The organism is Streptomyces sp. NBC_00878 (genome assembly GCF_026341515.1).
GTDB lineage: Bacteria > Actinomycetota > Actinomycetes > Streptomycetales > Streptomycetaceae > Streptomyces.
The window spans coordinates 1,257,736-1,281,672 of the sequence record NZ_JAPEOK010000001.1; the positions used below are offsets into that span (position 1 = coordinate 1,257,736).

At 72.4% G+C, this 23,937-nt stretch carries 13 protein-coding genes; 10 read left to right on the forward strand and 3 right to left on the reverse strand.

What is annotated here, in order from left to right:
* Positions 1–94 precede the first annotated feature (94 nt).
* The 6 genes from OHA11_RS05065 (at position 95) to OHA11_RS05090 (ending at position 17,325) form a co-directional block, all read left to right on the forward strand.
* Positions 95–3,937, forward strand: a complete 3,843-nt coding sequence (locus OHA11_RS05065; protein ID WP_266506960.1) for an amino acid adenylation domain-containing protein — start codon at positions 95–97, stop codon at positions 3,935–3,937.
* Complete coding sequence (locus tag OHA11_RS05070; protein ID WP_266492366.1) at positions 3,937–13,806, forward strand: non-ribosomal peptide synthetase; 9,870 nt, start codon at positions 3,937–3,939, stop codon at positions 13,804–13,806. Before OHA11_RS05065 ends, OHA11_RS05070 begins: the two co-directional genes overlap by 1 nt.
* A 49-nt stretch (positions 13,807–13,855) precedes the next feature.
* Positions 13,856–14,971 (forward strand): GSCFA domain-containing protein, encoded by a 1,116-nt coding sequence (locus OHA11_RS05075; protein WP_266492369.1) that lies wholly within the window; start codon positions 13,856–13,858, stop codon positions 14,969–14,971.
* Positions 14,972–14,987: 16 nt separating this feature from the next.
* Positions 14,988–15,611, forward strand: coding sequence for a hypothetical protein (locus OHA11_RS05080; RefSeq protein ID WP_266492372.1), 624 nt, complete (start codon positions 14,988–14,990; stop codon positions 15,609–15,611).
* Between the two features lie 72 nt (positions 15,612–15,683).
* Positions 15,684–16,565, forward strand: a complete 882-nt coding sequence (locus OHA11_RS05085) for a TauD/TfdA family dioxygenase (protein WP_266492375.1) — start codon at positions 15,684–15,686, stop codon at positions 16,563–16,565.
* Between the two features lie 4 nt (positions 16,566–16,569).
* A complete protein-coding gene (locus tag OHA11_RS05090) occupies positions 16,570–17,325 on the forward strand; it encodes a SpcZ (protein ID WP_266492378.1) in 756 nt (251 codons plus the stop codon).
* Between the two features lie 69 nt (positions 17,326–17,394).
* On the opposite strand, the gene OHA11_RS05095 is transcribed toward OHA11_RS05090, so the two are convergent.
* A complete protein-coding gene (locus OHA11_RS05095) occupies positions 17,395–17,859 on the reverse strand; it encodes a MarR family winged helix-turn-helix transcriptional regulator (protein ID WP_266492381.1) in 465 nt (154 codons plus the stop codon).
* A gap of 173 nt (positions 17,860–18,032) precedes the next feature.
* Here OHA11_RS05095 and OHA11_RS05100 point away from each other — a divergent pair, with 173 nt between their 5' ends.
* From OHA11_RS05100 to OHA11_RS05115, 4 genes are all read left to right on the forward strand, one after another.
* Complete coding sequence (locus OHA11_RS05100; protein WP_266492384.1) at positions 18,033–18,872, forward strand: SDR family NAD(P)-dependent oxidoreductase; 840 nt, start codon at positions 18,033–18,035, stop codon at positions 18,870–18,872.
* A 73-nt stretch (positions 18,873–18,945) separates the two neighbouring features.
* Positions 18,946–19,728: an SDR family oxidoreductase gene (locus tag OHA11_RS05105; RefSeq protein ID WP_266492387.1), complete on the forward strand. Its 783-nt coding sequence runs from the start codon at positions 18,946–18,948 to the stop codon at positions 19,726–19,728.
* Positions 19,729–19,937: 209 nt separating this feature from the next.
* Complete coding sequence (locus OHA11_RS05110; RefSeq protein ID WP_266492389.1) at positions 19,938–20,591, forward strand: hydrolase; 654 nt, start codon at positions 19,938–19,940, stop codon at positions 20,589–20,591.
* Between the two features lie 39 nt (positions 20,592–20,630).
* Positions 20,631–21,179: a dinucleotide-binding protein gene (locus tag OHA11_RS05115; RefSeq protein WP_266492391.1), complete on the forward strand. Its 549-nt coding sequence runs from the start codon at positions 20,631–20,633 to the stop codon at positions 21,177–21,179.
* A 106-nt stretch (positions 21,180–21,285) separates the two neighbouring features.
* Here OHA11_RS05115 and OHA11_RS05120 read toward each other — a convergent pair whose 3' ends face one another.
* Together OHA11_RS05120 and OHA11_RS05125 are read right to left on the reverse strand one after the other, a co-directional pair.
* A complete protein-coding gene (locus OHA11_RS05120) occupies positions 21,286–21,942 on the reverse strand; it encodes a response regulator transcription factor (RefSeq protein ID WP_266492393.1) in 657 nt (218 codons plus the stop codon).
* 99 nt (positions 21,943–22,041) lie between these two features.
* Positions 22,042–23,796: a sensor histidine kinase gene (locus OHA11_RS05125; protein ID WP_266506961.1), complete on the reverse strand. Its 1,755-nt coding sequence runs from the start codon at positions 23,794–23,796 to the stop codon at positions 22,042–22,044.
* Positions 23,797–23,937: the final 141 nt, after the last annotated feature.

Sequence of the window (23,937 nt, forward strand, 5' to 3'; positions counted from 1 at the left end):
CCACACCGTCTCCCCCACTTCCCCCGGCGTCGTCGAGCCCGCCGCGACTTCCCCGACCGCCCTGACCGCCCCCGCCTCCTTCGCCCAGCAGCGGCTGTGGTTCCTCTCCCAACTGCCGGGTGCCGACTCGGCGTACAACGAGCCCGTCTCCTTCGCCCTGCGCGGGCCGCTGGACCGGGAAGTCCTGGGCCGGGCCCTGGATGTGCTGACCGACCGTCACGAGACTTTGCGTACACGCCTGTTGGCCGTGGGCGGCGAGGTCCGGCAGGTGATCGATCCGCCCGGTACCGGATTCGCCCTGGCCGCCCACGACTTCAGCGATCTGCCCGGCGTGGAGGCCGAGGCCCGGCTGGAGGCCCTGCACCACGAAGGCGCCTCGACACCGTTCGACCTCGCCCGCGGACCACTCGGACGCGGCAGCGTCGTCACGCTCCAACCCGACCGGCACGCTCTGCTCCTGACGTTCCATCACAGCGTCTACGACGGCCAGTCGATGAACGTGATGCTGCGGGAACTCGGGCCGGTGTACGCGGCACTGCTGCGCGGCGAACCCGATCCGCTGCCGCCCCTCGCGCTCCAGTACGCCGAGCACGCCGAGGCCCAGCGCGCCCGGATCCGCGACGGCGAACTCGCCGGGCAGGCCGCCTACTGGCAGCAGAACCTGCGGGGCGCCCCGCCGCTGTCCGACGCGCCCGCCGATCGGCCGCGGCCCGCCGAGCAGGACCATCGGGGCGGCCGGGTGGAGTTCACCCTGGACGCCGACGTCACGGCGGCGCTGCGGGCCCTGGCGCGCCGCCGGAGCGGCACGCTGTTCGTGGCCGTCCTGACGGGCTGGACGGTCCTGTTGTCCCGGCTCAGCGGCCGGACCGACATCGTTGTGGGCACCCCCACGGCGGGCCGCCGCCGCGACACCGCGGACCTCATCGGTTTCTTCGTCAACTCGCTTCCGCTCCGGGTCGACCTGTCCGACGCGCCGACCGGCGCCGAGGCCCTCACCCGGGTACGCGGCGTCCTCCGCGCCGCCCTGGACCACCAGGACCTGCCCCTCGAACGGATCGTGGAGCTCGTCAACCCGCCGCGCAGCGCGGCCCACACCCCGCTGTTCCAGACGATGTGCGCCTGGGTCCCGGAGCGGCGGGGCCTGCTCGATCTGCCCGGGATCGACACGGAACCGCTCGACATCCCGTACGCCCCCGCCAAGTTCGACCTGGCCCTGTCGGTGACCGAGTCCGACGGGCGGGTCATCGGCCATCTCGACTACGCCACCGCGCTGTTCGACCCGGAGACCGCCGAACGCCTCGTCCGTCACCTGCGTCACCTGTTGACCGACCTGGCCGTGCGGCCCGAGACCGAGGTCGGCGCGCTGGAGCTGATGGACGCCGCGGAGCAGCGGAGCCTGCTGGCCGACTGGGACGCCGGCGACTCCCCTCCCCCGTCACACCAACCGGGTGGAGTCGTCGAACGGTTCGAGGCGCAGGTACGCGCCCACGGCCCGCGGACCGCCCTGGTGTGCGGCGACACCCGGCTCGACTACGCGACACTGCACCGGCGCGCGACCCGTCTCGCCCGAGCACTCGCCGGCCGCGGCGTGCGCCCCGGCCAGGTCGTCGCCCTGCACACGGGACGCACGCCGGAATACGCCGTCGGCGTGCTCGGCATCCTCATGGCGGGCGCCGCCTACCTGCCGCTCGACCCGGGCCAGCCGTCGGCGCGCCTCGCGGCGATGGTGGAGGACGCGGCCCCGGCCCTCGTCCTCAGCGATCGCGCCGACCGGCCCGCCGACTGGCGCGACCTGGCAACCGTCGAGGCCGAGGCCGATGACGCCGCGCCCCCTCGGCTGCCCTACGACGCCGCACGGCCCGCGTACGTGATCTACACCTCCGGATCCACCGGGCGGCCCAAGGGCGTCGTCGTGACCCATGGCAGTGTGCGCAACCTCTTCGACAACTGGCTGGCCCGCATGGGCGACGCCCCCGGCGAGGCCTCCTCCGCGTGGTCGAGCATCGGGTTCGACGCCTCGGTGCACGAGTTGCTGATGCCGCTCACCACCGGTGGTGAACTCCATCTGGTCCCGGACGAGTTGCGCGGCGACCCCGAGGCGCTGATGGAGTGGCTGCGCGACCACCGCGTCACCCAGGCGTTCCTGCCCCCGGCGTACGTCCGTTGGATCGACGAGGACCCCGGGAAACGGCTCGCGGGGCTCCGTCTGCGCCGGCTGCTGACCGGCGTGGAGTCCCTGCCCGAGGCCGCGCTGCACCGCATGTGCGAGCACCTGCCGGGCCTGCGCGTCTGCTTCGGCTACGGCCCCACGGAGGCCACGCTGTACAGCACCGCCCACTACGACCCCCGGCCGCTGGAGCGGGCGTGCCCCATCGGGCGCCCCCTGGCGGGCACACGGCTCTACCTTCTCGACGCCCGGCTGCGGCCGGTCCCCGTCGGCGTCGCCGGCGAGGTGTACCTCGGTGGCGCGAGCCTCGCCGCCGGCTATCTGCACCGGCCCGACCTGACGGCGGAGCGCTTCCTGCCCGACCCCTTCGTGCCCGGCGAACGCGTCTACCGCACCGGCGACCTGGCCCGCCGCCTGCCCGACGGCACCGCCGTCTACCTCGGACGCGCCGACGACCAGGTGAAACTGCGCGGCTTCCGGATCGAACCGGCCGAGGTCGAGGCCGCGCTGCTGGCCGTACCCGGGGTGCGCGAGGCGGTCGTACTGACCGACCGGGACGCGGCCGGCGCACCGCGCCTGATCGCCGGCATCGGCCGCGGCGACACCCCCGCACGCTCCGCGCACGCCTGGCGCACGGCTCTTACGGAGCGGCTGCCCGACTACATGGTCCCCTCGCTCTTCGTCGACCTGCCCGCCCTCCCGCTGAGCCGCAACGGCAAGCTCGACCGGGACACCCTGCTCCGGCAGGCCGCCGAGACGGCCCCCGTCCAGGTCAACGTGGCCAGCCCGCGCGACCGGATCGAACTGACGCTGTACGAGATATGGCGCGGCATCCTGCTGCACACCGACATCGGCGTCCGGGACAGCTTCTTCGACCTCGGCGGCACCAGCCTGTCGGCCATCAAGATGACGCACGCCGTCCGCGAGGCACTCGGCGTCGGTGTCCCGGTCCGCGACATCCTGCTCCACCCGAGCATCGAGGCACTCGCCGCCCTTGTCCGCCGGGGCAGCTCCGGCCCGCCACCGAGCAACCTGATCGAGTTCCGGCCCGGCACCGGGCACGGACAGGTCGTCTGCGTCCACCCGGCGGGCGGCACCGCCTTCTGCTACCTGTCCCTGGCCAAGGCCCTGCCGGAGAGCGTCGGCCTCTACGGCGTGCAGTCGCCGGGAGTGAACCCCGGCGAGGACTTCCTGCCCTCCGTCGAGGCGATGGCCGAGAGCTACCTCCGGCTCGTCCAGCCGCACATCACCGGTCCGCTCGTCCTCAGCGGCCTGTCGTACGGCGGGCTGGTCGCGCACGAGATGGGCCGCCGTCTGGCGCGGTCGGGCCGGCGCGACGTGAGCGTGGTGCTCCTGGACACCCAGGCCACGGACGACCCCGCGGCACAGGCCGCGATCGGCCCGGTGCCCCTGGCCGAGTTCCGCGACAAGCTCGTGAAGTTCAACGGCATGTACCCGGGCATCGACGACGCCCAGATCGAGCAGTACTTCCGCGTCTACAACCACAACCGGAGCACCGCCCGCGACCATGTGCCGGCCCCGTCACCGGCCCGGCTGGTCCTGGTGCAGGCCACCGGCGGCGGCCCCGACCCGGCGTTCCTGGCCGACGTGCGCGCCTTCTGGCAGCGCCGTGCCGAGGGTGAGTACCGGGTCGAGCCGCTGGACTGCGACCACTGGGAGATGCTGGAGAGCGGCGGGGCGCCGCGCGTCGCGCGGATCCTGAACGACGAACTCACCGCCCTCGCACCGGTCTTCACCGGGGAGGCGTGATGTGCCACGAGAGCTACGACTCCGCGACACGGCGTCCCCGCGCGACCGACAGTCCCCCTGCGACCGACAGTCCTCAGGCAGCCGACAACCCGTGCGCGGCGAACAGCCCCGGCGGCACCGACCACGTCCCCGGCATCGCCCCCGCCGAGCACGACGAGCAGACCCTGGCCGGTGCCGTCCTGAGCCAGGCGTGCCGCACCCCGGCCGCCCCCGCCGTCGTCGACGGCGACCGCGTCGTCGACTACGCCGCCCTGGACCGCCTCAGCGGTGCCGTCGCCCGAGGGCTGCGCGCCCACGGTATTCGCGCGGGGCAGGCCGTCGCGGTCCGGCTGCCGCGCTCCTGGCAACTGGTGTGCGTGATGCTCGGCATCCGCCGGGCCGGCGCCACGGTCGTCCCGCTCGACGCGCAGAGCCCGGACGGACGCCGCCGCCACGTTCTCGCCGACTCCGCCGCCGCGGCGCTGGTCCACGCCGGTCCGGACGTCCCGGACACCCCGCCGGGGGTGCTCGCGCTCGACGCCGCCGAACTCCTCGGCACGTCCGATCGTCCGTCCGACGAGTCGGCGCCCGCCCGCCATGAGATTCCGAGCGACGGCCATGACGGCCATACCGGCCATGAGTCGCGGGGCGACAGCCACGAAGCACCGGGCGACAGACACATAGCGCCCGGCGACAGCGACGCACCCCCGTCCTTCCTCTTCTACACCTCCGGAACCACCGGCCGTCCCAAGGGAGTCGAGGTCAAGGACACCGGCATCCTGCGCCTGGCCCGGCCCGGCTGGATCCGCCTGCCCGAGGGCGCCCGGTACGCGAGCGTGTCCAACCCCGCCTTCGACGCGCTCAGTTTCGAGGTGTGGGTGCCCCTGCTGACCGGCGGCACCTGCGTCGTCCTGAGCGACGAGCAGATCCAGAGCCCCCGGCGGCTGGCGGACACCCTGCGACAGGCCCGCATCGACGCCCTGTTCGTCACCGCCGCGCTGTTCAACGCGGTCGTCGACGAGGTACCGGACTGCTTCTCCACCGTCGCCCAGGTCCTGGTCGGCGGCGAGCAGCTCAACGCCGCCCGCGTCCGCCGCTGGTACCGCGACAACCCCGGCAGCCCGACCGAACTCGTCAACGGCTACGGCCCCACCGAGTGCACGACCTTCGCCCTCCACCATCGGGTACCGAGGGACTTCGACGCCGACATCGTCCCGGTCGGGCAGCCCCTGCCCGCCACCGGCGCGCTCCTGGTCGCCGACGGCTCGCGCGCCGCGGACGGCGAGGCCGCCGAGCTGTACCTGTCCGGCGCGGGACTCGCGGACGGCTACCGCAACCTGCCCGAGGAGACGGCCCGCCGCTTCGTCCGCCTGCCCTGGCACGACGGCGGACGGGAGCGCTGGTACCGCACCGGCGACCTCGCCCGCCGCGACCCGTCCGGCCTGATCACGTACATCGGCCGGGTGGACCGGCAGGTCAAGGTACGCGGCTTCCGCATCGAACCGGCCGAGGTGGAGCGGCAGTTGGCCGCCCACCCCGCGGTGCGGCAGGCCCACGTCTGCGTCCGCCGCGACCCGGACGGCGCCCACGAACTGCTGGCCTACCTCGTCCTGCGGGCCGACGTGTCCCCCGACGACTACCAGCGTCATCTGGCGGCCACCCTGCCGCCGTACATGCACCCGCACCGCACCCACCTGATGGACGCCCTGCCGCGCAACGCCAACGGCAAGGTCGACGAATCCGCCCTGCTGGCCTCCGCGGTGCCGCCCTGGCGCCGCTCCTCCAGCGCGACGGACGGCGATGTCACCGACCTCCAGCGGGAGTTGCTGGAGATGGCCGGACGCCTCCTGGACCTCCCCGACCTGCGGCGCGACGACCGGTGGGTGAGCGTCGGGGGCGACTCGCTGAAGGCCCTGCGGCTGCGCTTCGAAGTCCGCCGCCGCTGGCACGTCGACCTGCCCCAGGCCCTCGTCCTGCGCGCCGACTTCGCCGCCCTCGCCGACACCATCGCCACGGGCAGCACGGCCCCGGTCCACCCGCCGGTACCCGCCCCGACCGGCCTGACCGGCGCGCCCGCCACCTCCGAGCAGGAACGCCTGTGGCTGCTCCACCGCGGCGACCCGCACAGCCACGCCTACGACGTACCGCTCGCCTTCCGCCTGGAGGGCACCCCCGACCCCGACGCCCTGCGCGAGGCACTGCGCCGGCTCGTGGCACGGCATCCCGCGCTGCGCACCTCCTTCCATGCCGCCCCCGACGGCCTGCGCCAGGAGATCGCCGCCCCCTACGACCCCTGGGAGCGGGTCGGCCCGCGCGACGACGAGGACTGGCGGGACGCGGCCCGCCGCTTCTTCGCCCCGGCCTTCGACCTCGCCGAACCGCGCATGCTGCGGGCCGGGCTGGGCGACACGGCCGACGGCCCGGTCCTCCTGCTGCACCTGCATCACATCGCCACCGACGGCTGGTCCCTCAACGTGCTGTTCCGCGAACTGTCCGCCGACTGTGCCCGCGCCGCGGGTACACCCAACGTCCCGCCGCCGGACGACACACCACGGACCGGCCCGGTCGAAGCGGCCCTGTGGCAGCGGGAATGGCACCGCAGCCCCGCCTACCGTGACCAGCGCCGGGCCCTGGCCCGCCACTACGCGGCCCTGGACCGCCCGGCACCCGCCCAGCCGGCCTCCACAGGAAGAGCCGGAACAGGCACCGGGAACGCCGACTCGGGCGCCGGGACAGGTCGGCTGCTGCACAGCTCGCTCGACACCGGACGCCGTTCCCGCCTCGACCGGCTGGGAGCCGAACTGGGGCTGACCCGCTTCCAGTTGCTGCTGTCCGTGTTCGCCTGGAGCCTGTACGGCATCACCGGCCGGACCCGGCCACTCGTCGCCGCTCCGGTCGCGGGCCGGCCCGTGACGGAGTTCGAGTCCGCCGTCGGCATGTTCGCCAACACTGTCCTGCTGCCGCTGGACCTCGTCCCCGGCGAGACGCTCCGCGCCCAGCTCCACCGACAGGCGCGGGGAGTCCAGGAGGTCATGGACAGACAGGACGTGACACTGGCCGACGTCCTGACCGACCATCGCTTCCAGGACGACGGCCCGCCCTTCGACTTCCTGTTCGTCCTGGAGAACACCGACTTCGACGCCCTCGCCCTGCCCGGCTGCCGAGTGCGTCCGCTGTGGCCGGAGCCCGCCGAGGCCAAGTGCGCCCTCACCCTCTCCGTCGTCGACTCGGACACCGGCCTCGCCTGCCTGTGGGAGTACGCCGAGGACCGCCTCGACGCCGACCGCGTCCGGGCCGCCGCCCGGCTGTTCGAACGCGGCGTGGACCTCCTCACCTCAGACACCCCGGGCACGCTGGCCGACCTGGTGGCGCCCTACCGGCGCGGCCTGCCCGACCACGGCCGGGGCCCCACGGCGACACCGGCCTTCACCACGGTCGCCGACGGCTTCGCCCGCCAGGTCCGCCGTACGCCCGACGCACCCGCCGTCAGCATGGGCGAGCGCACGCTGTCCTACGCCGAACTCGACGCGCGGGCAGCCGCGTTGGCCGCCCGGCTGCCCGCGCCCGCCGACCCCGGCGAGCCCGCCCGGGTGGCCCTGTACCTGCCGCCGTCGGCCGAGCACGTGGTCGCGCTGCTGGCCGCGGCCCGCCGCAACCTCACCGTCGTACCGCTCGACCCGTCCTATCCGCCGGCGCTGCTGCGGCAGATCCTGCACCGGGCCGAACCTCGTTGCCTCCTGGTGGCGCCGGGCACGCAGGCGGACGCCGAATCCATCGCACCGGCCGGACTGCCCCGGCTCACCGTCGATCTGTCCGCCCCCGCACCCACGGCGCCCATGGCGTCCGCGGCGGAACCGCACGCGGGTCCGCGGCCGCTGTACACGCTGTTCACCTCGGGCTCCACCGGCACTCCCAAGGGCGTCGACGTCCCCGACCGCACCCTGGCCAATCTGCTGCACTGGCAGAGCGAGCACGGCGGCCTGTCCGGGCCGGCCGTCACCCAGCAGTTCTCGATGCTGTCCTTCGACGTCTCCTTCCAGGAAGTCCTCACCACCCTGTGCTCGGGCGGACGGCTGTGCCTGCTGCGCCCCGGCTGGCGGCAGGACGTACCGGCCCTGCTCGACCAGTTGGAAACGGCGGGCGTCGAGCGGATCTTCCTGCCGTACGTGGCACTGCAACTCCTCGCCGAACACGGCGTCCGCCTCGGCCGCTTCCCCTCCCGGCTGCGCGAGGTGGTCACGGCGGGGGAGCAACTGGTGTGCACCGATGCGATCCGCCGCTGGTTCGCCGGACTGCCCGGGGCGCGGCTGTTCAACCACTACGGCCCCACCGAGACGCACGTCGTCAGCGGCCTGTGCCTCGACGGCGACCCCGCCTCGTGGCCGCTGCGGCCCGCCATCGGGAGGCCCGTGGCGAACGCCGTGCTGCGCGTGGTCGACGACGCCGACGAACCCGTCCCGCCCGGCACCACCGGGCACCTTCTCGTCGGCGGGCCAATGGCCGCGCCCTGCTACCTCGACGACCCGGACCTCAACCGCACCCGGTTCACCGAACTGCCCGGCCTCGGCCTCTTCCACCGCACCGGCGACCTCGCCCACGTCGACACCGAAGGACTCTTCCACCACGCCGGACGCAACGACGAGCAGATCAAACTCAGCGGCCACCGGCTGGAGTTGGGCCAGGTCGAGGCCGCACTGCTGCAACACCCCGGGATCGCGTCGGCAGCCGTCGCCCGCGACGGCGACTCGCTCGTCGCCATCCTGGAGTGCCGGGGCGACGCATACCCGAGCACCGACGAACTGACCGCCCATCTCGCCGAGTTGCTGCCGTCGTACGTACGGATCCGCGACTTCCGCCGGGTGGACGCGCTGCCGCGCACCCCGAGCGGCAAACTCGACCGCAGGGCCGCCCTCTCCGCCCCAGGACGGCCCCTGCGGGCCGCCGGCATCGTGTCGGCGCAGCCTGTCTCGGCACAGGAAGCCCGGCTGTGCGCGCTGTTCACCGAAGTGACCGGCAAACCCGTCGCAGCGGACCAGCGGTTCTTCGACGCCGGTGCCACCAGCCTGGACCTGATGCGGTTCCACCTGCGCTGCGGAGCCGACCCGGGTCTCGCATTCACGGTGTCCGACCTCTTCGAACACGTCACCGTGCGCCGCCTGAGCCGGTTCCTGGAGACCCAGGGGACCCAGGAAACCCAGGGGACCCCGGAGACCCAGGGGACCCCGGAGACCTCCGACCGCGCCCCGCGGGAACGCCGCGCACCGAGGGAACGGCCCGTGGACGAGCGTGAGAACACCACCGGCACCGAGCCCGTCGCGATCATCGGCATGGCCGTACGTCTGCCCGGCGCACCCGACCTCGCCTCCTTCTGGCACCTGGTGAGGACGGGCGGATCCGGCATCGAGCACTTCCCGGCGGCCGAGGGTCTCGTCGGCGCCCGCAGCCAGTTGGACGGGCTGCTCGCCTTCGACCCGGACCGGTTCGGCATCGGCCGCCAGGATGCCCGCCTGATGGACCCTCAGCAGCGCCACCTGCTGATGAGCTGCGTCGAGGCGCTCGCCCACGCGGGCCTCTCCGACCCCGGCGGGCGGCGCGTCGGTCTGGTCGCCGGCTGCGGGGAGAACACGTACTTCCAGGCGATGCTGCGCGAGGCCGACCCCGCCGGTCTCCCCGACGGCTTCCGCCTCGCCCTGCACCACGAGAAGGACTTCCTCGCCACCAAGGCGGCCTACCACCTGGGCCTGACCGGCCCGGCCTTCACGGTCCAGGCGGCGTGCGCCAGTTCACTGGTCGGCGTGCACGTCGCGGCCGGGCTGCTGCGCGAGGGCGACGCCGACGTCATGCTCGCCGGCGGCGTCCTCGTCGACACCGGCCTGACCGACGGCTACGCCTACCGGCCGCAGCACATCTACTCGCCGGACGGCCGCTGCCGGCCCTTCAGCGACGACGCGGCCGGCACGATCGGCGCCAGCGGTGTCGGCGTCGTGGTCCTCAAACTCCTGTCACGGGCCCGGCGCGACGGCGACACCGTCTACGCGGTCCTCACCGGGTCCGCCCTGAACAACGACGGCTCCGACAAGCTCGGTTACAGCGCACCCGCGCTCGCCGGACAGCGTGAGGTGATCCGCACGGCCCTGCGGCGCAGCGGCCGGGACGCCCGCGAGATCGGCTACGTCGAGGCGCACGGGACCGGCACCCGGCTCGGCGACCCCGTGGAGGTGGCCGCGCTGCGCCAGGCGTACGGCCTGTCCGACTCGGCGACGTGCGCGCTGTCCTCCGTCAAGAGCCAGATCGGGCACTTGGGCGCCGCCGCGGGCGTCGTCGGCCTGGTCCGCGCCACGCTGGCCGTGCACCTCGGCCTCGTCCCGCCGACCGTCGGCTTCCGGCGCCTCAATCCGGAGATCGGTGACGACCCCACCCCCTTCCACGTCCCCACGACCGGCATCCCCTGGCCGCCGGACCGCCCGCGCGTCGCCGCCGTGAGCAGCTTCGGCATCGGCGGCACCAACGCCCACGTGGTCCTGGAAGCCCGTACGGACCCGGAGCCGGAGCCGGATTCGGATCCGAACCCTGTCTCGGCCGCGGGGCCCGCGAGCATCCCCTGCCTCGTGCTGTCCGGCCACAGCGCGAGCGCGCTGCGCGCGGACGCCCGCCGCATCGCCGACCACCTGGCCGCTCGCCCGGAAACCTACGCACAGGTGCTGCGCCACCTCCAGGCGGGCCGCCCGGCCCTGTCCCACCGCACGGCGGCCGTCTGCCCCGACGCGGACTCGGCCGTGACCTGGCTGCGCGGGGTGGGTACGGGGGGCACGACAGCAGTCGAGGCTCCGCATACGGCAAGTACGCCGGGTACGGCAGGTGCAGCGGGTACGGCTAGTACGGGGACCAGCGCGGCGGCGCCCCGCGTGCTCGCCGCCGAAATCACCCCGCACGCCCTGGCCGAGGCATGGACCGCGGGAGCCGCCGTCGGCTGGCCCACGGGGCCCGCCCAGGCGCCATGGGACTTCCCGCCGCCCGCCTTCGACCTGACCGACCACGACTTCCCCCGTACCGCGGCCGCGTCCGGCGCTGTCGCGGTCGCCGACGGACCGGCCGCCTCCGGCGCACCGGCGAGGGCACCGGAGGACCACTGGCTGTACCAGAGCGCGTGGGTGCGGGCGCGGCGCGCCGCCGAACCGGCCGCCCCGCCCTCCGGACGCGTCCTGGTCGTCGTCACCGACGATCCCGCGGCCCCGGAACGCTGGAAGGGCGCGGCCCGCCACCACACACGGATCGTGCACGTCACAGCGGCCCAGACCTACGCCCGCCGCACGCCCGACCGGTACGAGGCCGACCCCGTCGACCCCGACTGCCTGGCCCGGCTCCTCGACGAGATCACCCGCGACGCGCCGGAGGGCGTGGAGTGGCTGCACGCTCTTCCGCTCGGCGTCGAAGGGGCCGCCGACGAGCGGTCGTTGGACCGCGCCCGGTGGGCCTGTCTCGACGCCCCGGCGGCGCTGTGCCGGGCGCTGGCCGATCTGCCGGGCGAGCGGCGGCCCCGCGTGTGGTGGCTGTCCCACCAGGCGCAGCCGGTCACCGGCCCCGTCCGTCGTCCCGAACTCGGCCTGCTGGCCGGTGCGTTGGAGGTGCCGCGCCAGGAACTGGGGCTGCGGACGCGCTGGATCGATCTGCCGAGCCCCGAACCCGGCGACTGGGCCCACCTGTTGCCTCTGGCCATAGCCCTCTCCGAGACCGGGACCGAGACCGCGCCCAAGACCGAAACCGCCCTCGGGACGCGGCTCGCGCTACGCCGCGGCTACTGGTGGCGCCTCACCCGCCAGCCCCTGCCGGACACCGAACTCGCCCCGGTGGACGACGCGCCGACGAGCCTCGGCACCCGCCCCGCCCTCGGCGGTACCAACGGCATCCACCCCGCCCTCGGCGACAGCGACGGCACCCACCTCGTCCTCGGCGGTACCGGCGGTATCGGCGGCGCGATCGCCACCCGGCTGCTGGAACGCTCCACGGGCCGCGTCGTCCTGCTCGCACGAAGTCCGCACCTGCCGCGCGGCCTGCAACCGTGGGCGGAGCGCGTCACGGTGGTCGCCGCCGACCTGGCCGAGGACCCGCTCGACGACATCCTGGCGCGGCTCGCCCCGCACCTCGACGGTCTCACCGGCGTCGTCCATGCTGCGGGCACCGCCGCCGGTGGCCTCCTGGTCCGCCGGGACAGTGCCGCGATGCGGCGCGCGACCCAGGGCAAACTACGCGGCGCCCTGCTCATGGAACGCCTGATCGCCGACCACCGCCCCGGGTACGCGGTCTACTGCTCGTCCATGTCCGCGGCTCTCGGAGGTGTCGGCCAGTTCGACTACGCGGCGGCGAACGGTGTCCTGGACGCGTTCGCCCACCACTGCCCCGACGGATCCGATGAGTCCAACGACTCCAATGAGTCCGACGAGTCCAACGAGTCCAACGAGTCCAACGAGTCCAACGGCACCGTACGGCTGGGCATCGGCTGGGACGTGTGGCGGGACACCGGCCTGGCCGTCGACGTGCTCGGCGCCGACGCACGCCACCAGGCGCACCTCGCGGTCGGCCTGACCACGGACGAGGCCCTGCGCGTCTTCGACAGGACCGCCGCCCTGCAGTTGCCCCACGTGCTGGTCTCCACGACCGCGCTGGAGGAATCGCGGTACTTCTACGAGCCGACCGAGGAGACCGAGTCGACCGACTCGGCGACACCAGCACGCGGGGAAGGGAGGACGACGCTTCCACCGGAGGACGCGCCCGCCGAACTCACCGCCGCCCTGTGTCATCTGCTCGGCGTCGACGTCCTCGACCCGGCCGCGTGCCTCTACGACCTCGGGGCCGACTCGCTCACCCTCCTCGACCTGCTCTCCGAGGTGAAGCGGCTCTACGGCGTCGACCTCGACCTCGCCCAACTGGGCCACCGGGTCAGCCTGAACGAGATCCTGGCCCGCCTCGACAGGCCGACAGCCACCACCACCACCACCGCCACCGCCACCGCCACCGCCACCGCCACCGCCACCGCCACCGCCACCGCCACCAGTACACGTACCCGCACCGCCGCGTCGGCCGAGGACGCGGTGACCGTCGAGGTCTGGCAGCCGGGAGAGCCGGGAGACGGACACGACGTCCTGTGCTTGGTGCACCCCATTGGCGGCGACATCCAGGCGTACCGGCCGCTGGTGTCGGCCCTCGCCCCCGAGCTGACGGTCTGCCTGATCCCCGACCCCGCGCTGCGAGCCCCCACCCTGCCGCCCTGGTCGGTCACAGAGCGCGCGGCCCGCTACCACGCCGCGCTGCACGCCCGCTTCCCCGGCCCGGACAGCCGGTTCCGGCTCGCGGGCTGGTCGTTCGGCGCCTGGGTGTCCCAAGCCATGGCCGCCCGTGCGGAGGCGGCGGGCGCTCCTGCCGGACACCTGTACCTGCTCGATCCACCGGCGCCGGACACCGGGCCCGTCCTGGGGAGCTACGACGAGGAGGCGGTCCGCGCGGTGTTCGCGCACGAACTGCGCGGCAACGGCACCCCCGTCCCGCCAAGCACCGCCCCCGCCACCACGACCACAACGACAACCGCCCAGGCGTACGCCGAACGGCTCGCCCACTGCTGCCGGGCGAACCTCGCCGCCATGGCCACGCACCGCCTCCCCCGGCTGACCCGCACACCGAGCACCCTGTGGCTGGCCACCCACCCGGTCACCGACCTGCCGACACCCATCACCTTCACCGCCCCGCACACGACGGCAGGAACGGCACGGACGGCAGAGCAGTGGGCCCCGCTCCTGGCCGGCCCGTCGACCACGCACCACGTCGACGCCACCCACTACGAACTCGTCGCCACCCCGCACGCCGAACACATCGCCCGGACGATGAACGCCACTTGACGGACCGTCACATCACCGAGTCGCCGCACAGAACGAGGAAACGATCCCCGTGCACCCCTACGCATCCCTGCCGCCGCGCTCCTTCTGGCGCTCCGCGGTCGGCGAGCGCGACCCCGAGACCATCACCGACCTGTGGACTCCCGCTTTCCCCATCGGCCAGGACGAGCCCGTGCTGACCACCGGCTCCTGCTTCGCCCGGCACATCGGCCCGGCGCTGCTCGCGGCGGGCATGAACTGGTACGACGGCGAGCCGCCACCCCCGGGCCTGACCGCCGCCGAACGAGACGCCCGGCAGTTCGGCCAATTCTCCTTCCGTACGGGCAACGTCTACACCGCCGCCGCCCTGTTCCAGTGGCTGAGCTGGGCATTCGGCGACAGCGCGCCCCCGGACGAGGTGTGGGAGCAGGGCGGCCGCTTCTTCGATCCGTACCGCCCCGCCGTCGAACCCGACGGCCACGCCACTCCCGACGCCGTCCTGACCGCCCGCGACCGCACCCTGGAGGCCATCCGTGCCTCCGTGGCGAAGGCCGGCTGTCTGATCTTCACCCTGGGCCTGACCGAGGCCTGGCGCGACCGCTCCTCCGGCACCGTCCACCAGGTCTGCCCGGGAACGGTCCGCGGCACCTTCGACCCCGACCGGCACGTCTTCCACAACTTCACCGCGGCCGAGGTGCACCAGGACCTCACGGCGACCGTCGCCCTCGCCCGCCGCGCCAACCCCGGGCTGCGGGTGCTGCTGACGGTGTCGCCGGTGCCGCTGACCGCGACGGCCACGGCCGGCCACGCCCTCACCGCCACCACGTACTCCAAGTCCGTGCTGCGGGCGGCGGCCGGCCAACTGGCCCAGGAACTCGACCACGTCGACTACTTCCCGGCGTACGAGATCGTCACCGCCCACCCCTTCAAGGGCGCGGGCTACGAGCCCAACCTGCGCACGGTCGGCCCCGACGGCGTCGCCTTCGTGATGCGCCACTTCTTCGACGCCCTGCACGGCCACGGCGGGACGGACCGGCCCCGCCCCACCACCCACCGCCACCACCCCGGCAGCCCCGACAGCCCCGACAGCCCCGACAGCGGAGAGGACCTCTGGTGTGAAGACGCCGTACTCGACTACTACGACCGCGGCGAGCACGAGGAACGCGGCGAGGTTCCTGCTCCTCGGTGACTCGCACGCCGGACCCGTGGGACGCGCGGCCCAGGCCGCCGACCTGCCGTTCCAGGGCGGGCCGATCGGCTCGGGGCGCGAGTTCAACGCGGATTTCTTCGACCTGCGCGGCGCGGACGTCGTCTTCCGCGACGAGGAGGCCGAGCGCCGGTACCGCGGTTTCCTGACCGCCCTGGACGCGAAGGGACTGGACGATCTGCGCGTTCCCCTGGTGGCCACCCTCGGCCTGAGCCCGCACACCCTGGCCACCACCGAGTACTGGCGGATCTACCGTGACCGGGGCGGCGCTTTCGCCCCCGGCTTCCTCTCCAGCGGCCTCTTCGCCGACATCGTCCGCGCGATGGTGCGCGGCGCCCTCGCCTTCTACGCACACGCCCTCGGCCTGGGCCTGCGCGTCCTCGCGGTACTGCCGCCCCAGCGCGTGCCCGGCATGTCCGACCCGGACGTCTTCCTCGCGGCGCAGGAGGCCGTCCACGGCGAACTGGACCACCTCGGCGTCGAGGTGGTCGACCTGCGCTCCCGCGTCACCGACGCGAGCGGCTTTCAGCGACCGGCATTCTGCGAGGCCGACGACACCATCCACGGCAACCTCGCCTTCGGCCGCCTGATCGTGCACGACCTGCTCGCCCGGGGCCTGTGACCCCGGCCTTCCCTCGCCACTCCAAGCCCCGCCCCCATCCTCATCGCACCCCCCACCCAGGAGGACCCGACCATGGACCAGTTCGCACTGGACGCCCTGCAGCTCGTCACCACCCGGCCCCGCGAGAACTACGGCACCCTGGCCGTCGCCCCGCTCACTCCCGTCCTCGGCGCCGAGATCTCGGGCCTGGACCTGAGCAAGGAACTGACGCCGGACCAGCAGGACGAGGTCAAGCGGGCCTTCCTCGCGCACCACGTACTCGTGTTCCGCGACCAGCACCTCACCACCGAGGACCACAAACGCTTCGCCGCCCTCTTCGGCCCGCTCCACCCGGTGGCACTCCCGGCCGAGGGCTCCGACCCGTACGTCCTGGAGATCAGCGCCGACAGCACGTCCCGTGAGATCGCCGGCAACGGCTGGCACGCCGACGGCACCGCCGACGCCGAACCCTCCCTCGGCTCGATGCTCCACATCACCCGCATCCCCGAGCCGGGCAGCGGCGGCGACACCCTGTTCGCCGACATGCACCTCGCCTACGACCTGCTCTCCCCGGCGCTGAAATCGTTCCTGGACAGCCTCACCGCCGTCCACGACGGCGCGCGGCCCTGGCTCCTGGCGGGCCAGACCCCGCCGCCCGAGTACGACGTCCCGCGCGCCGAACACCCGGTCGTCGTCCGCCACCCCGAGACCGGCCGCAAACTCCTCTTCGTCAACGCGCCCTACACCTCCCGCATCACCCAGCTCTCCGCCGCCGAGAGCACGGCCCTCCTCGACCTGCTCTACGCACACATCGCCCGCACTCCCCTGCTGCACTGCCGGGTCCGCTGGCAGCCGAACACCCTTGTCTTCTGGGACAACCGGTGCGTCCAGCACCACGCCGTCTGGGACTACTACCCCCACTCCCGCCACGGCCGGCGCGTCGCCATCGACGGCACCCGCCCGACGGCCTCCTGACCCGATGACGACGACCGAGGCGAAAGACTTCCGCGCCCTCCTGGCAGGCGTGACCCCGCGGAGGGAACACGGCCCGCCGCCGGCCTGGTTCCGCCAGGCGGCCGCTGTCCTGTACGAGGGACAGGAACCCACACGCCGTGACACGTGGGCCCGTGAGCTGCGTACCGCACTGAGCCGTTCCGGCGGCCGGGTCCCACTCACCGTCACCCACGCGTGGCACGCCCGCACGGTCCTCCCGCTCCTGGCCGAGACCGCCACCCGCCTCGGCCAGGACACGGCCCCCTACGAGGCCCTCGCCGCCGTCCACCACGACGCCCTCACGGACCGCACACCCTCGGCATCCAGCTGGACCGCCGCCCTGGAGCCCGCCCTCCGCCGGATCTACCGCGCAGCCTTCGCCTACGCCGAGGCCTACACGACGGCCCACGACAACGCCCGCGCCTACGCCCTCGCCAACGGTTTCACCCCCGCCGACGCCGACACCTACGGCCGCGACTACGCCGACCAGACCACCGAACCAAACGCCCGGGCCTTCGCCACGGCCAACACCACCGCGAATGCGCGCGCGACCGCCACGGCCTACGCGACCTCCGACCCGGACGCCTATGCCCGTACTTTTCCGGGCGCCCGGACCCGGGCATACGTGCGCGCGGCCGCCGCGACGCTCCCGGAGAACACGCCGGGCGGGACGTCCCGCCACACCTCCTGCGACAGAATCGCCGACGGCCTCCTGGACCAGCTGAACCGCACACGGGCCTGAGCCGCACAGCGGACCACCACTACACGACGGACCGGCCACGACGGAAAGCCGGTGCCGTTACCTTTTCCTTTACCGCGCATTCCTCTCGACGGCATCCAGAATTCGGTCCAGAACGTCACCGAAAAGATGCACCTCGTCGGGTGTCAGCGGATCGAAGACAAGCTGCCGTACGCATTCCGCGTGTTTGGGTGCGGCGGCCTCGATCGCCGCCCTGCCCTTTTTCGTGAGGCACACCATGGAGCCGCGGGCATCATCGGCGCAGGGCTCGCGTGTGACAAGTCCCCGCTTCTCCATGCGGGTGATCTGGTGGGACAGCCGACTGCGTTCCCAGCCGACCTCGGCTCCGAGGTCCCTCGCCCGCAGCACACCGTCATCGGACTCCGACAAGGGCGCCAGGAGGGCGTAGTCCGCCGCCGAAAGGCCCGAATCCCGTTGCAACTGCTGGTCCTGGGCCCGTTGGAGCTCGCGGAACAGCCTCCGGTACTTGGCCCAGACGTCGGCCTGGTGCGGGGTGAGCCATCGCGGTTCGGACATGCGCTCACCGTACCAGCTTGTTGATATGTCACTGAATATCTTGTTCGCCTCGCGTTCCTGGGTGTGCGACTCCCAGGAAAAGCACAGCCTTCATGGCGCCGTGGCCGACGGGCACACTCGAACACGTCAACAGGAAATCCCCGAAAAGGGGAAACGACGAAAGAGGCTTTCCCATGGCTACGTGGTTTGTCACCGGCGCTTCCCGCGGAATCGGTGCGGAAATCGCTCGCGCCGCTCTGGCAGGCGGTAACAATGTCGTGGTCGCCGTGCGAAACCCGGAGCGGGTACCGGCCGACCTGAAGAATTCCGACCAGGTTTTCGCGGTCGCCCTGGACGTCACGGACCACGACAGCATCCCGCGGGCGGTCGACGCCGCCGTGGAGCGCTTCGGCGGCATCGACGTCCTGGTCAACAACGCCGGCCGCGGTCTGCTCGGCGCACTGGAGGAGATCACCGACGCGGAGGCCCGGTCACTGTTCGACCTCAACGTCTTCGGCCTGATCAACGTCACCCGTGCCGTGCTGCCCGTCATGCGCAAGCAGGGGTCCGGCCGGCTGGTGCACATCGGTTCCCGGTCCGGTTTCGAGGGCGAGCCCGGTGTCAGCCTGTACTGCGCGTCGAAGTTCGCGGTCGCCGGCATCAGCGAAGCGCTCTCCGCCGAGATGGCACCGTTCGGTATCCAGTCGATGGTGGTCGAACCGGGCGTCTTCCGCACCGACTTCCTCGACGCCAGCTCCCTCTCGGTGGCCGCGAACCGCATCGCCGACTACGACGACACCCCCGCCCACGTGACGCTGGACTGGATCGACCGGGCCAACCACGCCCAGCTCGGCGACCCCGTCAAGGGCGCCGCCCTCATCGTCGAGGTCGCCTCGACCGAGAAGCTGCCCACGCACCTCTACCTGGGGCGCGACACCCTTGAGCGGCTCGACGTCAAGTACCGGCAGGTGCAGGACGACCTCGCCGAGTGGCGCGAGAAGTCCGCCGCCACCGGGCACAGCGACGCCGCCTGACGCATCGCCGCCCCACCGAACCGCTGCCGCCCAGCCGGGCAACCACCGCTCGCATCAAAGAGATCGAGGATTTGTGATGTCTGCTGCTCTGCTCACCGGTACTCCCCTCGCCGGCCGTGTCGCCGTCGTCTCCGGCGCCTCCAGCGGCATGGGTGCCGTCACCGCCGAACGCCTCGCCGAACTCGGCGCCACCGTGGTCGTCCTGGCCCGGCGCAAGGAGCGCCTCGACAACCTGGTGAAGAACATCGAGACCGCCGGCGGCACCGCGCTCGCCCTGGCCGTCGACGTCACCGACCGCGCCGCCGTCCAGAGCGCCGCCGACCAGGTCGCCGCCCGCTTCGGCAAGGCCGACCTCGTGTTCAACAACGCCGGCGTCCAACTCATCTCCGGCATCGAGGAGTTGAAGGTCGACGACTGGCAGCGCCAGATCGACCTCAACATCAGCGGGCTGATGAACGTGATCGCCGCGTTCCTCCCGCACCTGACGGACTCCGCCGCCCAGGGCAAGCCCGCCGACCTGATCAACACCTCGTCCATCGCGGCCACCCGCATCCTGGCGAAGTTCTCCATCTACTCCGGCACCAAGGCGTACATCAGTCACCTCACCCGGCTGCTCCGCGTCGAACTCGGCCAGAAGATGGTCCGCGTCGCCACCATCGAGCCCGGCATGGTCGACACCGAGCTCCCCGACCACGTCACCGACCCGGACGCCTCCAAGCTGATGGCCGACCTCATCCACGACATCGACGTACTCCAGAGCGCCGACGTCGCCGAAACCGTCGCCTTCATGGCCGCCGTCCCCCGCCACGTCAACCTCACCGAGATCACCATCCTGCCCACCGCCCAGGCCATCTGAGTCCGTCCGTCATGGCGGGGGAGGAACAGCGTCCGGCTGTTCCTCCCCCGCGGCTCCGGTCCGTACTCGGCCGCTGCTCCTACGTAGTTGTCACCGATGTCGTGGCTCTCGGCCGACTGCCATGGTCGAACCGGCGGTCGCACACCGGGCCGCCGACCGGTTCCCATCCGGTCCCATCCCGTTCCATTCCTTCCTCTTCCGGAGATGACATGGCAGCCAACGGCATCACGTACACCGGTCTCGACGCGCTCCTCACACCCGAGAAGTCGGTGCTGCTGCTCATCGACCACCAGGGGGCCCAGTTCGCGGGCATGCGCAGCATGGACGCCACCCTGGTGGTCAACAACGTGACGGCGCTGGCCAAGGGAGCCAAGCTGTTCGACGTACCGACCATCCTTACCACCGTGGTGGAGGACCGCGGAGGTCGCCTCATCCGTTCGGTGCAGGAGGTCTTCCCCGACCAGACGCCGATCGACCGTACGGCCATCAACACGTGGGAGGACCAGCGTGTGGTGGACGCGGTGGCCGCCACGGGCCGCAAGGACCTCGTCATAGCGGGCCTGTGGACGGACATCTGCCTTGCCTGGCCCGCGATTCACGCCATCGCCGACGGCTACCGCGTCTTCGCCGTGACGGACGCCTCGGGCGCCACCACCAACGAGGCCCACGAGCGTGGCATCGAGCGCATGATCCAGGCCGGTGTGATCCCCACGTGCGCCGGAACCGTCATCGCGGAGTGGCAGCGGGACTGGGCCCGGGAGGAGACTGTGCCCGGTATGACCGATATCCTCCTTGAGCACGGCGGCGTCTTCGGCACCAGCCTGGCCTGGGAACTGCAGCTCCTGGGGCAGGCCAAGGACTGACGCCACCGTGCAGGCACGACCGAACAGCAAGGACCCGACATGAACATCACAGTGATCGGACGAGGGCGGGTCGGCGGCGGCCTGGCCCGCTTGTGGGAGAAGGCCGGCCACGAGGTCAGGGCCCTGGGCCGCGACGGAGGCGACGCCTCGGACGCCGACGTCGTGGTCGTGGCCGTACCCGGCAACAGCATCGCCGAGGCACTCCAGCGCGTCACCGGGCTGAAGGGCCAGGTGACCATCGACACGACCAACCTCTACACGGAGCGCGACAGCGCCTTCCCCTCGCTCTCGCATCAGATCAAGTCCGTCATCGGCGGTCCGACCGCGAAGTCGTTCTCGACGGTCTTCGCCTCCGCGTACGAGCAGATCGGCGCGCAACGCGTGACGCCGAGCAGTCTGTACGCGGCCGAGCCGGACGCGAAGGGCATCACCGCGCGGCTCATCGGCGACGCCGGCTTCGATCCCGTGTACGTCGGTGACCTCGATCCGGGGGCACGGCTGCTGGAGGACAGTTCCGCTCTGACCCGCGCGCTGGCCGGTCAGATGGGCCCGTTCTTCTACCGCTACGCCCGGCCCGGAGAGCTGTAACACCTCCGCCGAGGGCACCGGGAAGCCGAGCGTCGAGGCTTCGCCCGGTGCCCTCCGCCTCTCTCCCCGTACAGGACCTGAGCCGGTCCGTGTGCCGCGCGGCGGGTCAGCTCGATCCCAGCCCCGCGTCCCGCGCCAGCAGGGCTGCCTGGACCCGGTTCTCGCACCGCAGCTTCGTCAGGATCCGGCTGACGTACGTCTTCACCGTCGCCTCGCTCACATGGATCCGCTCGCCCGCGTCGGCGTTGGACAGCCCCTCGCCGAGCAGCGCGAGCACCTCCAACTCCCGTGCGCTCAGGGTCTCCAGACGCCGCCGCGCGTCCTCGGCCCGCGCGGCGGTCTGCCCCGAGGCGAGCGAGTCGACCACATGCCGTGTCGCGCCGGGCGACAGATACGCGTCCCCGGCCGCCGCCGCCCGCACCGCCTGGATCAGCTCGGCCGGCGCCGAGTCCTTCAACAGGAACCCGGCGCCGCCCTGGCTCAGCGCACGCAGGACGTTCTCCCGCTCGCCGAACGTCGTCAGGATCAGCGGCCGTACGGACGGCGCCGCCCGCCGCAGTTCGGCGAGTGCGGACAGCCCGTCCAGGACGGGCATCTGGATGTCGAGCAGGGCCACGTCCACGGCGTGGGCGCGGACCAGGTCGACCGCCTCACGGCCGTTGGCGGCCTCCGCCACGACATCGATGTCGTCGGCGGAGGTGAGGATCATCCTGATACCCGCCCGGATGAGCGGTTCGTCATCCGCGACGAGGACCCTGATCACAGTTCTCCTGCAAGGCGTACGGCGGGGACGAGTGACGACCACACCATCGCCTGAGGACGACGGGGCGGCCGAGCACTCAACCTTACTCACGGAACATGGTTATGACTCGACCATGTAGGCCGTCTTCTCGATCAGTTTGCCGCCCTTGAAGCAGAAGCGGTAGGCGGGTTCCTTTCCCCCCTTGGCCGGCCCGTCCTCCGTCGACAGGTAGGACGAGCACGCCGCTCCCGCCGGAACGGCGGGCCCCTCCTCCACCAGTCCCTCGGCCAGGAACGACTTGCCGCGCGGCAACTTGTCCCGCACGGCCGTCTCGGCGTCGCCGACCTGCACCGAGTTGTAGACCGACGGGTTGATCATGACCTTGTCGGCCTCCTTGCCCGCCCAGAAGTAGAGACCTACGACGAGCGCCCCCACCCCGACAACCACGACGGCCAGCACTGCGATGCCGCATCCGATCGCTACGCCCTTCTTCTTGCGTCCCATGGCGATGTCGAGCTCCTTCTGCCTGTCCGGCGGACCGGACCAGTCGATGTCCGCACCACCGTCGCCGGGCACCGCCCCTTCGCTCTGCCCCCGGAAGTCGTTCGCCGCATCGACGAACGTCGTCACTTCCCGCCCCGAGTCCGATCGCCGCCTGCTGCCATCCGACGCGTGCGGCGCCCGGGGCCCGTAGGGCAGTACGGCCGCGACGCGGAACCCGCCGTCGGCCGTGGACCCGGCATGCACCATGCCGCCGACCAGCCGGGCCCGTTCCTGAAGCCCGGTCAGACCGTGCCCGCCACTGACCACGGTTCGCCGTCCCCCACCGGTCGTCGCGGGCACCGGCCCATTGGCCACCTCGACCACCAGTGAATCCGGCTCGTACCGCAGCTCGACGGCGGTCGAGGCTCCCGGAGCGTGCTTCAGGGCGTTGGTCAGCGCCTCCTGCACGATCCGGTACGCCGCGTGGTCCGCGGCTGGAGCCAGTGGCCGCGCCTCGCCCGCACGCCGCAGCTCCACGACCGCCCGTGTGCCCCGCGATGCCGCCACCAGGCCCTCGATCCCCGCGACGCCCCGGGCCGCTGGCTCCGGGCCGCCCTCGCGCTCCGGTGCCTGTTCGGGCGTACCGTCCCGCAGGATGCCGACGGCCTCGCGCAGTTCGTGCATCGCGGCCACGGACGCCTCCCGCAGCACGCCGACCGCCTGACGCTGGTCGTCCGTAAGGTCCGGGCCCACTTCGAGCGCGCCCGTGTGGACGGCGATCAACGCCAGTTGGTGGCCGAGGCTGTCGTGCATGTCCTGCGCTATGCGCTGGCGCTCCCGCAAGCGGGAGTGGGACGCGATCATCTCGCGTTCGCGCAGCAACTGGGCGTTGTGCTCGTGCAGCGCGTGCAGGAGCGTGCGCCGTTGGGTGCGGTAGCGGCTGGCGAGGGCGGGAACGACCACCGTCGCCAGGAACGAGAGCGTGGAGAACAGCAGCGTCTCCAGCACGGACAGGGGGAACGTCTCCTGCAGGACGGACAGTCCCGCATAGAGGACGTACGAGGCCATGAGAAGCGCGAGCGGCCGCCGCCGCGCCTCGATCCTCGAACCCGCCGACCAGGCCACGACCATCAGCACGGCCCAGAAGGAATTCACCGCGCCTGCGAGCGCGGCCGTGAGAACCAGGACGCTCGCCGGGAACGCCCGCCGCAGCAGTGAGACCATCGCCACGGCCACCGCCGCGACGACCGCCCTCGGCGCTCCCTCGCTCCATTGGCCAAGAACCATGAGCAGGGCAAGGACGAGGGCCAACACCGTCTCACCGGCAATCCGCCGCCGGGACCACGTGTCCGCCGCTATCAGGTGTTTCCAAACATCGCGGGCCTTCGTCATCACGTCCACGCGCCAACGGTAGACACCATCGGCCGTGCGCACAGCATCCGTTCGTCGCACCCGCGAGCGACGAAAGTCGCGCCGCTCGGGCACCGCGTGAGCACCGCGAGATCGCCGCATGAGCACCGTGAGAGGCCGATG

Coding starts and splice junctions, on each gene's coding strand:
- OHA11_RS05070 (WP_266492366.1), top strand. CDS start 3,937: ATGTGCCACGAGAGCTACGACTCCGCGACACGGCGTCCCCGCGCGACC.
- OHA11_RS05085 (WP_266492375.1), top strand. CDS start 15,684: ATGGACCAGTTCGCACTGGACGCCCTGCAGCTCGTCACCACCCGGCCC.
- OHA11_RS05090 (WP_266492378.1), top strand. CDS start 16,570: ATGACGACGACCGAGGCGAAAGACTTCCGCGCCCTCCTGGCAGGCGTG.
- OHA11_RS05095 (WP_266492381.1), bottom strand. CDS start 17,859: ATGTCCGAACCGCGATGGCTCACCCCGCACCAGGCCGACGTCTGGGCC.
- OHA11_RS05100 (WP_266492384.1), top strand. CDS start 18,033: ATGGCTACGTGGTTTGTCACCGGCGCTTCCCGCGGAATCGGTGCGGAA.
- OHA11_RS05110 (WP_266492389.1), top strand. CDS start 19,938: ATGGCAGCCAACGGCATCACGTACACCGGTCTCGACGCGCTCCTCACA.
- OHA11_RS05115 (WP_266492391.1), top strand. CDS start 20,631: ATGAACATCACAGTGATCGGACGAGGGCGGGTCGGCGGCGGCCTGGCC.
- OHA11_RS05125 (WP_266506961.1), bottom strand. CDS start 23,796: ATGACGAAGGCCCGCGATGTTTGGAAACACCTGATAGCGGCGGACACG.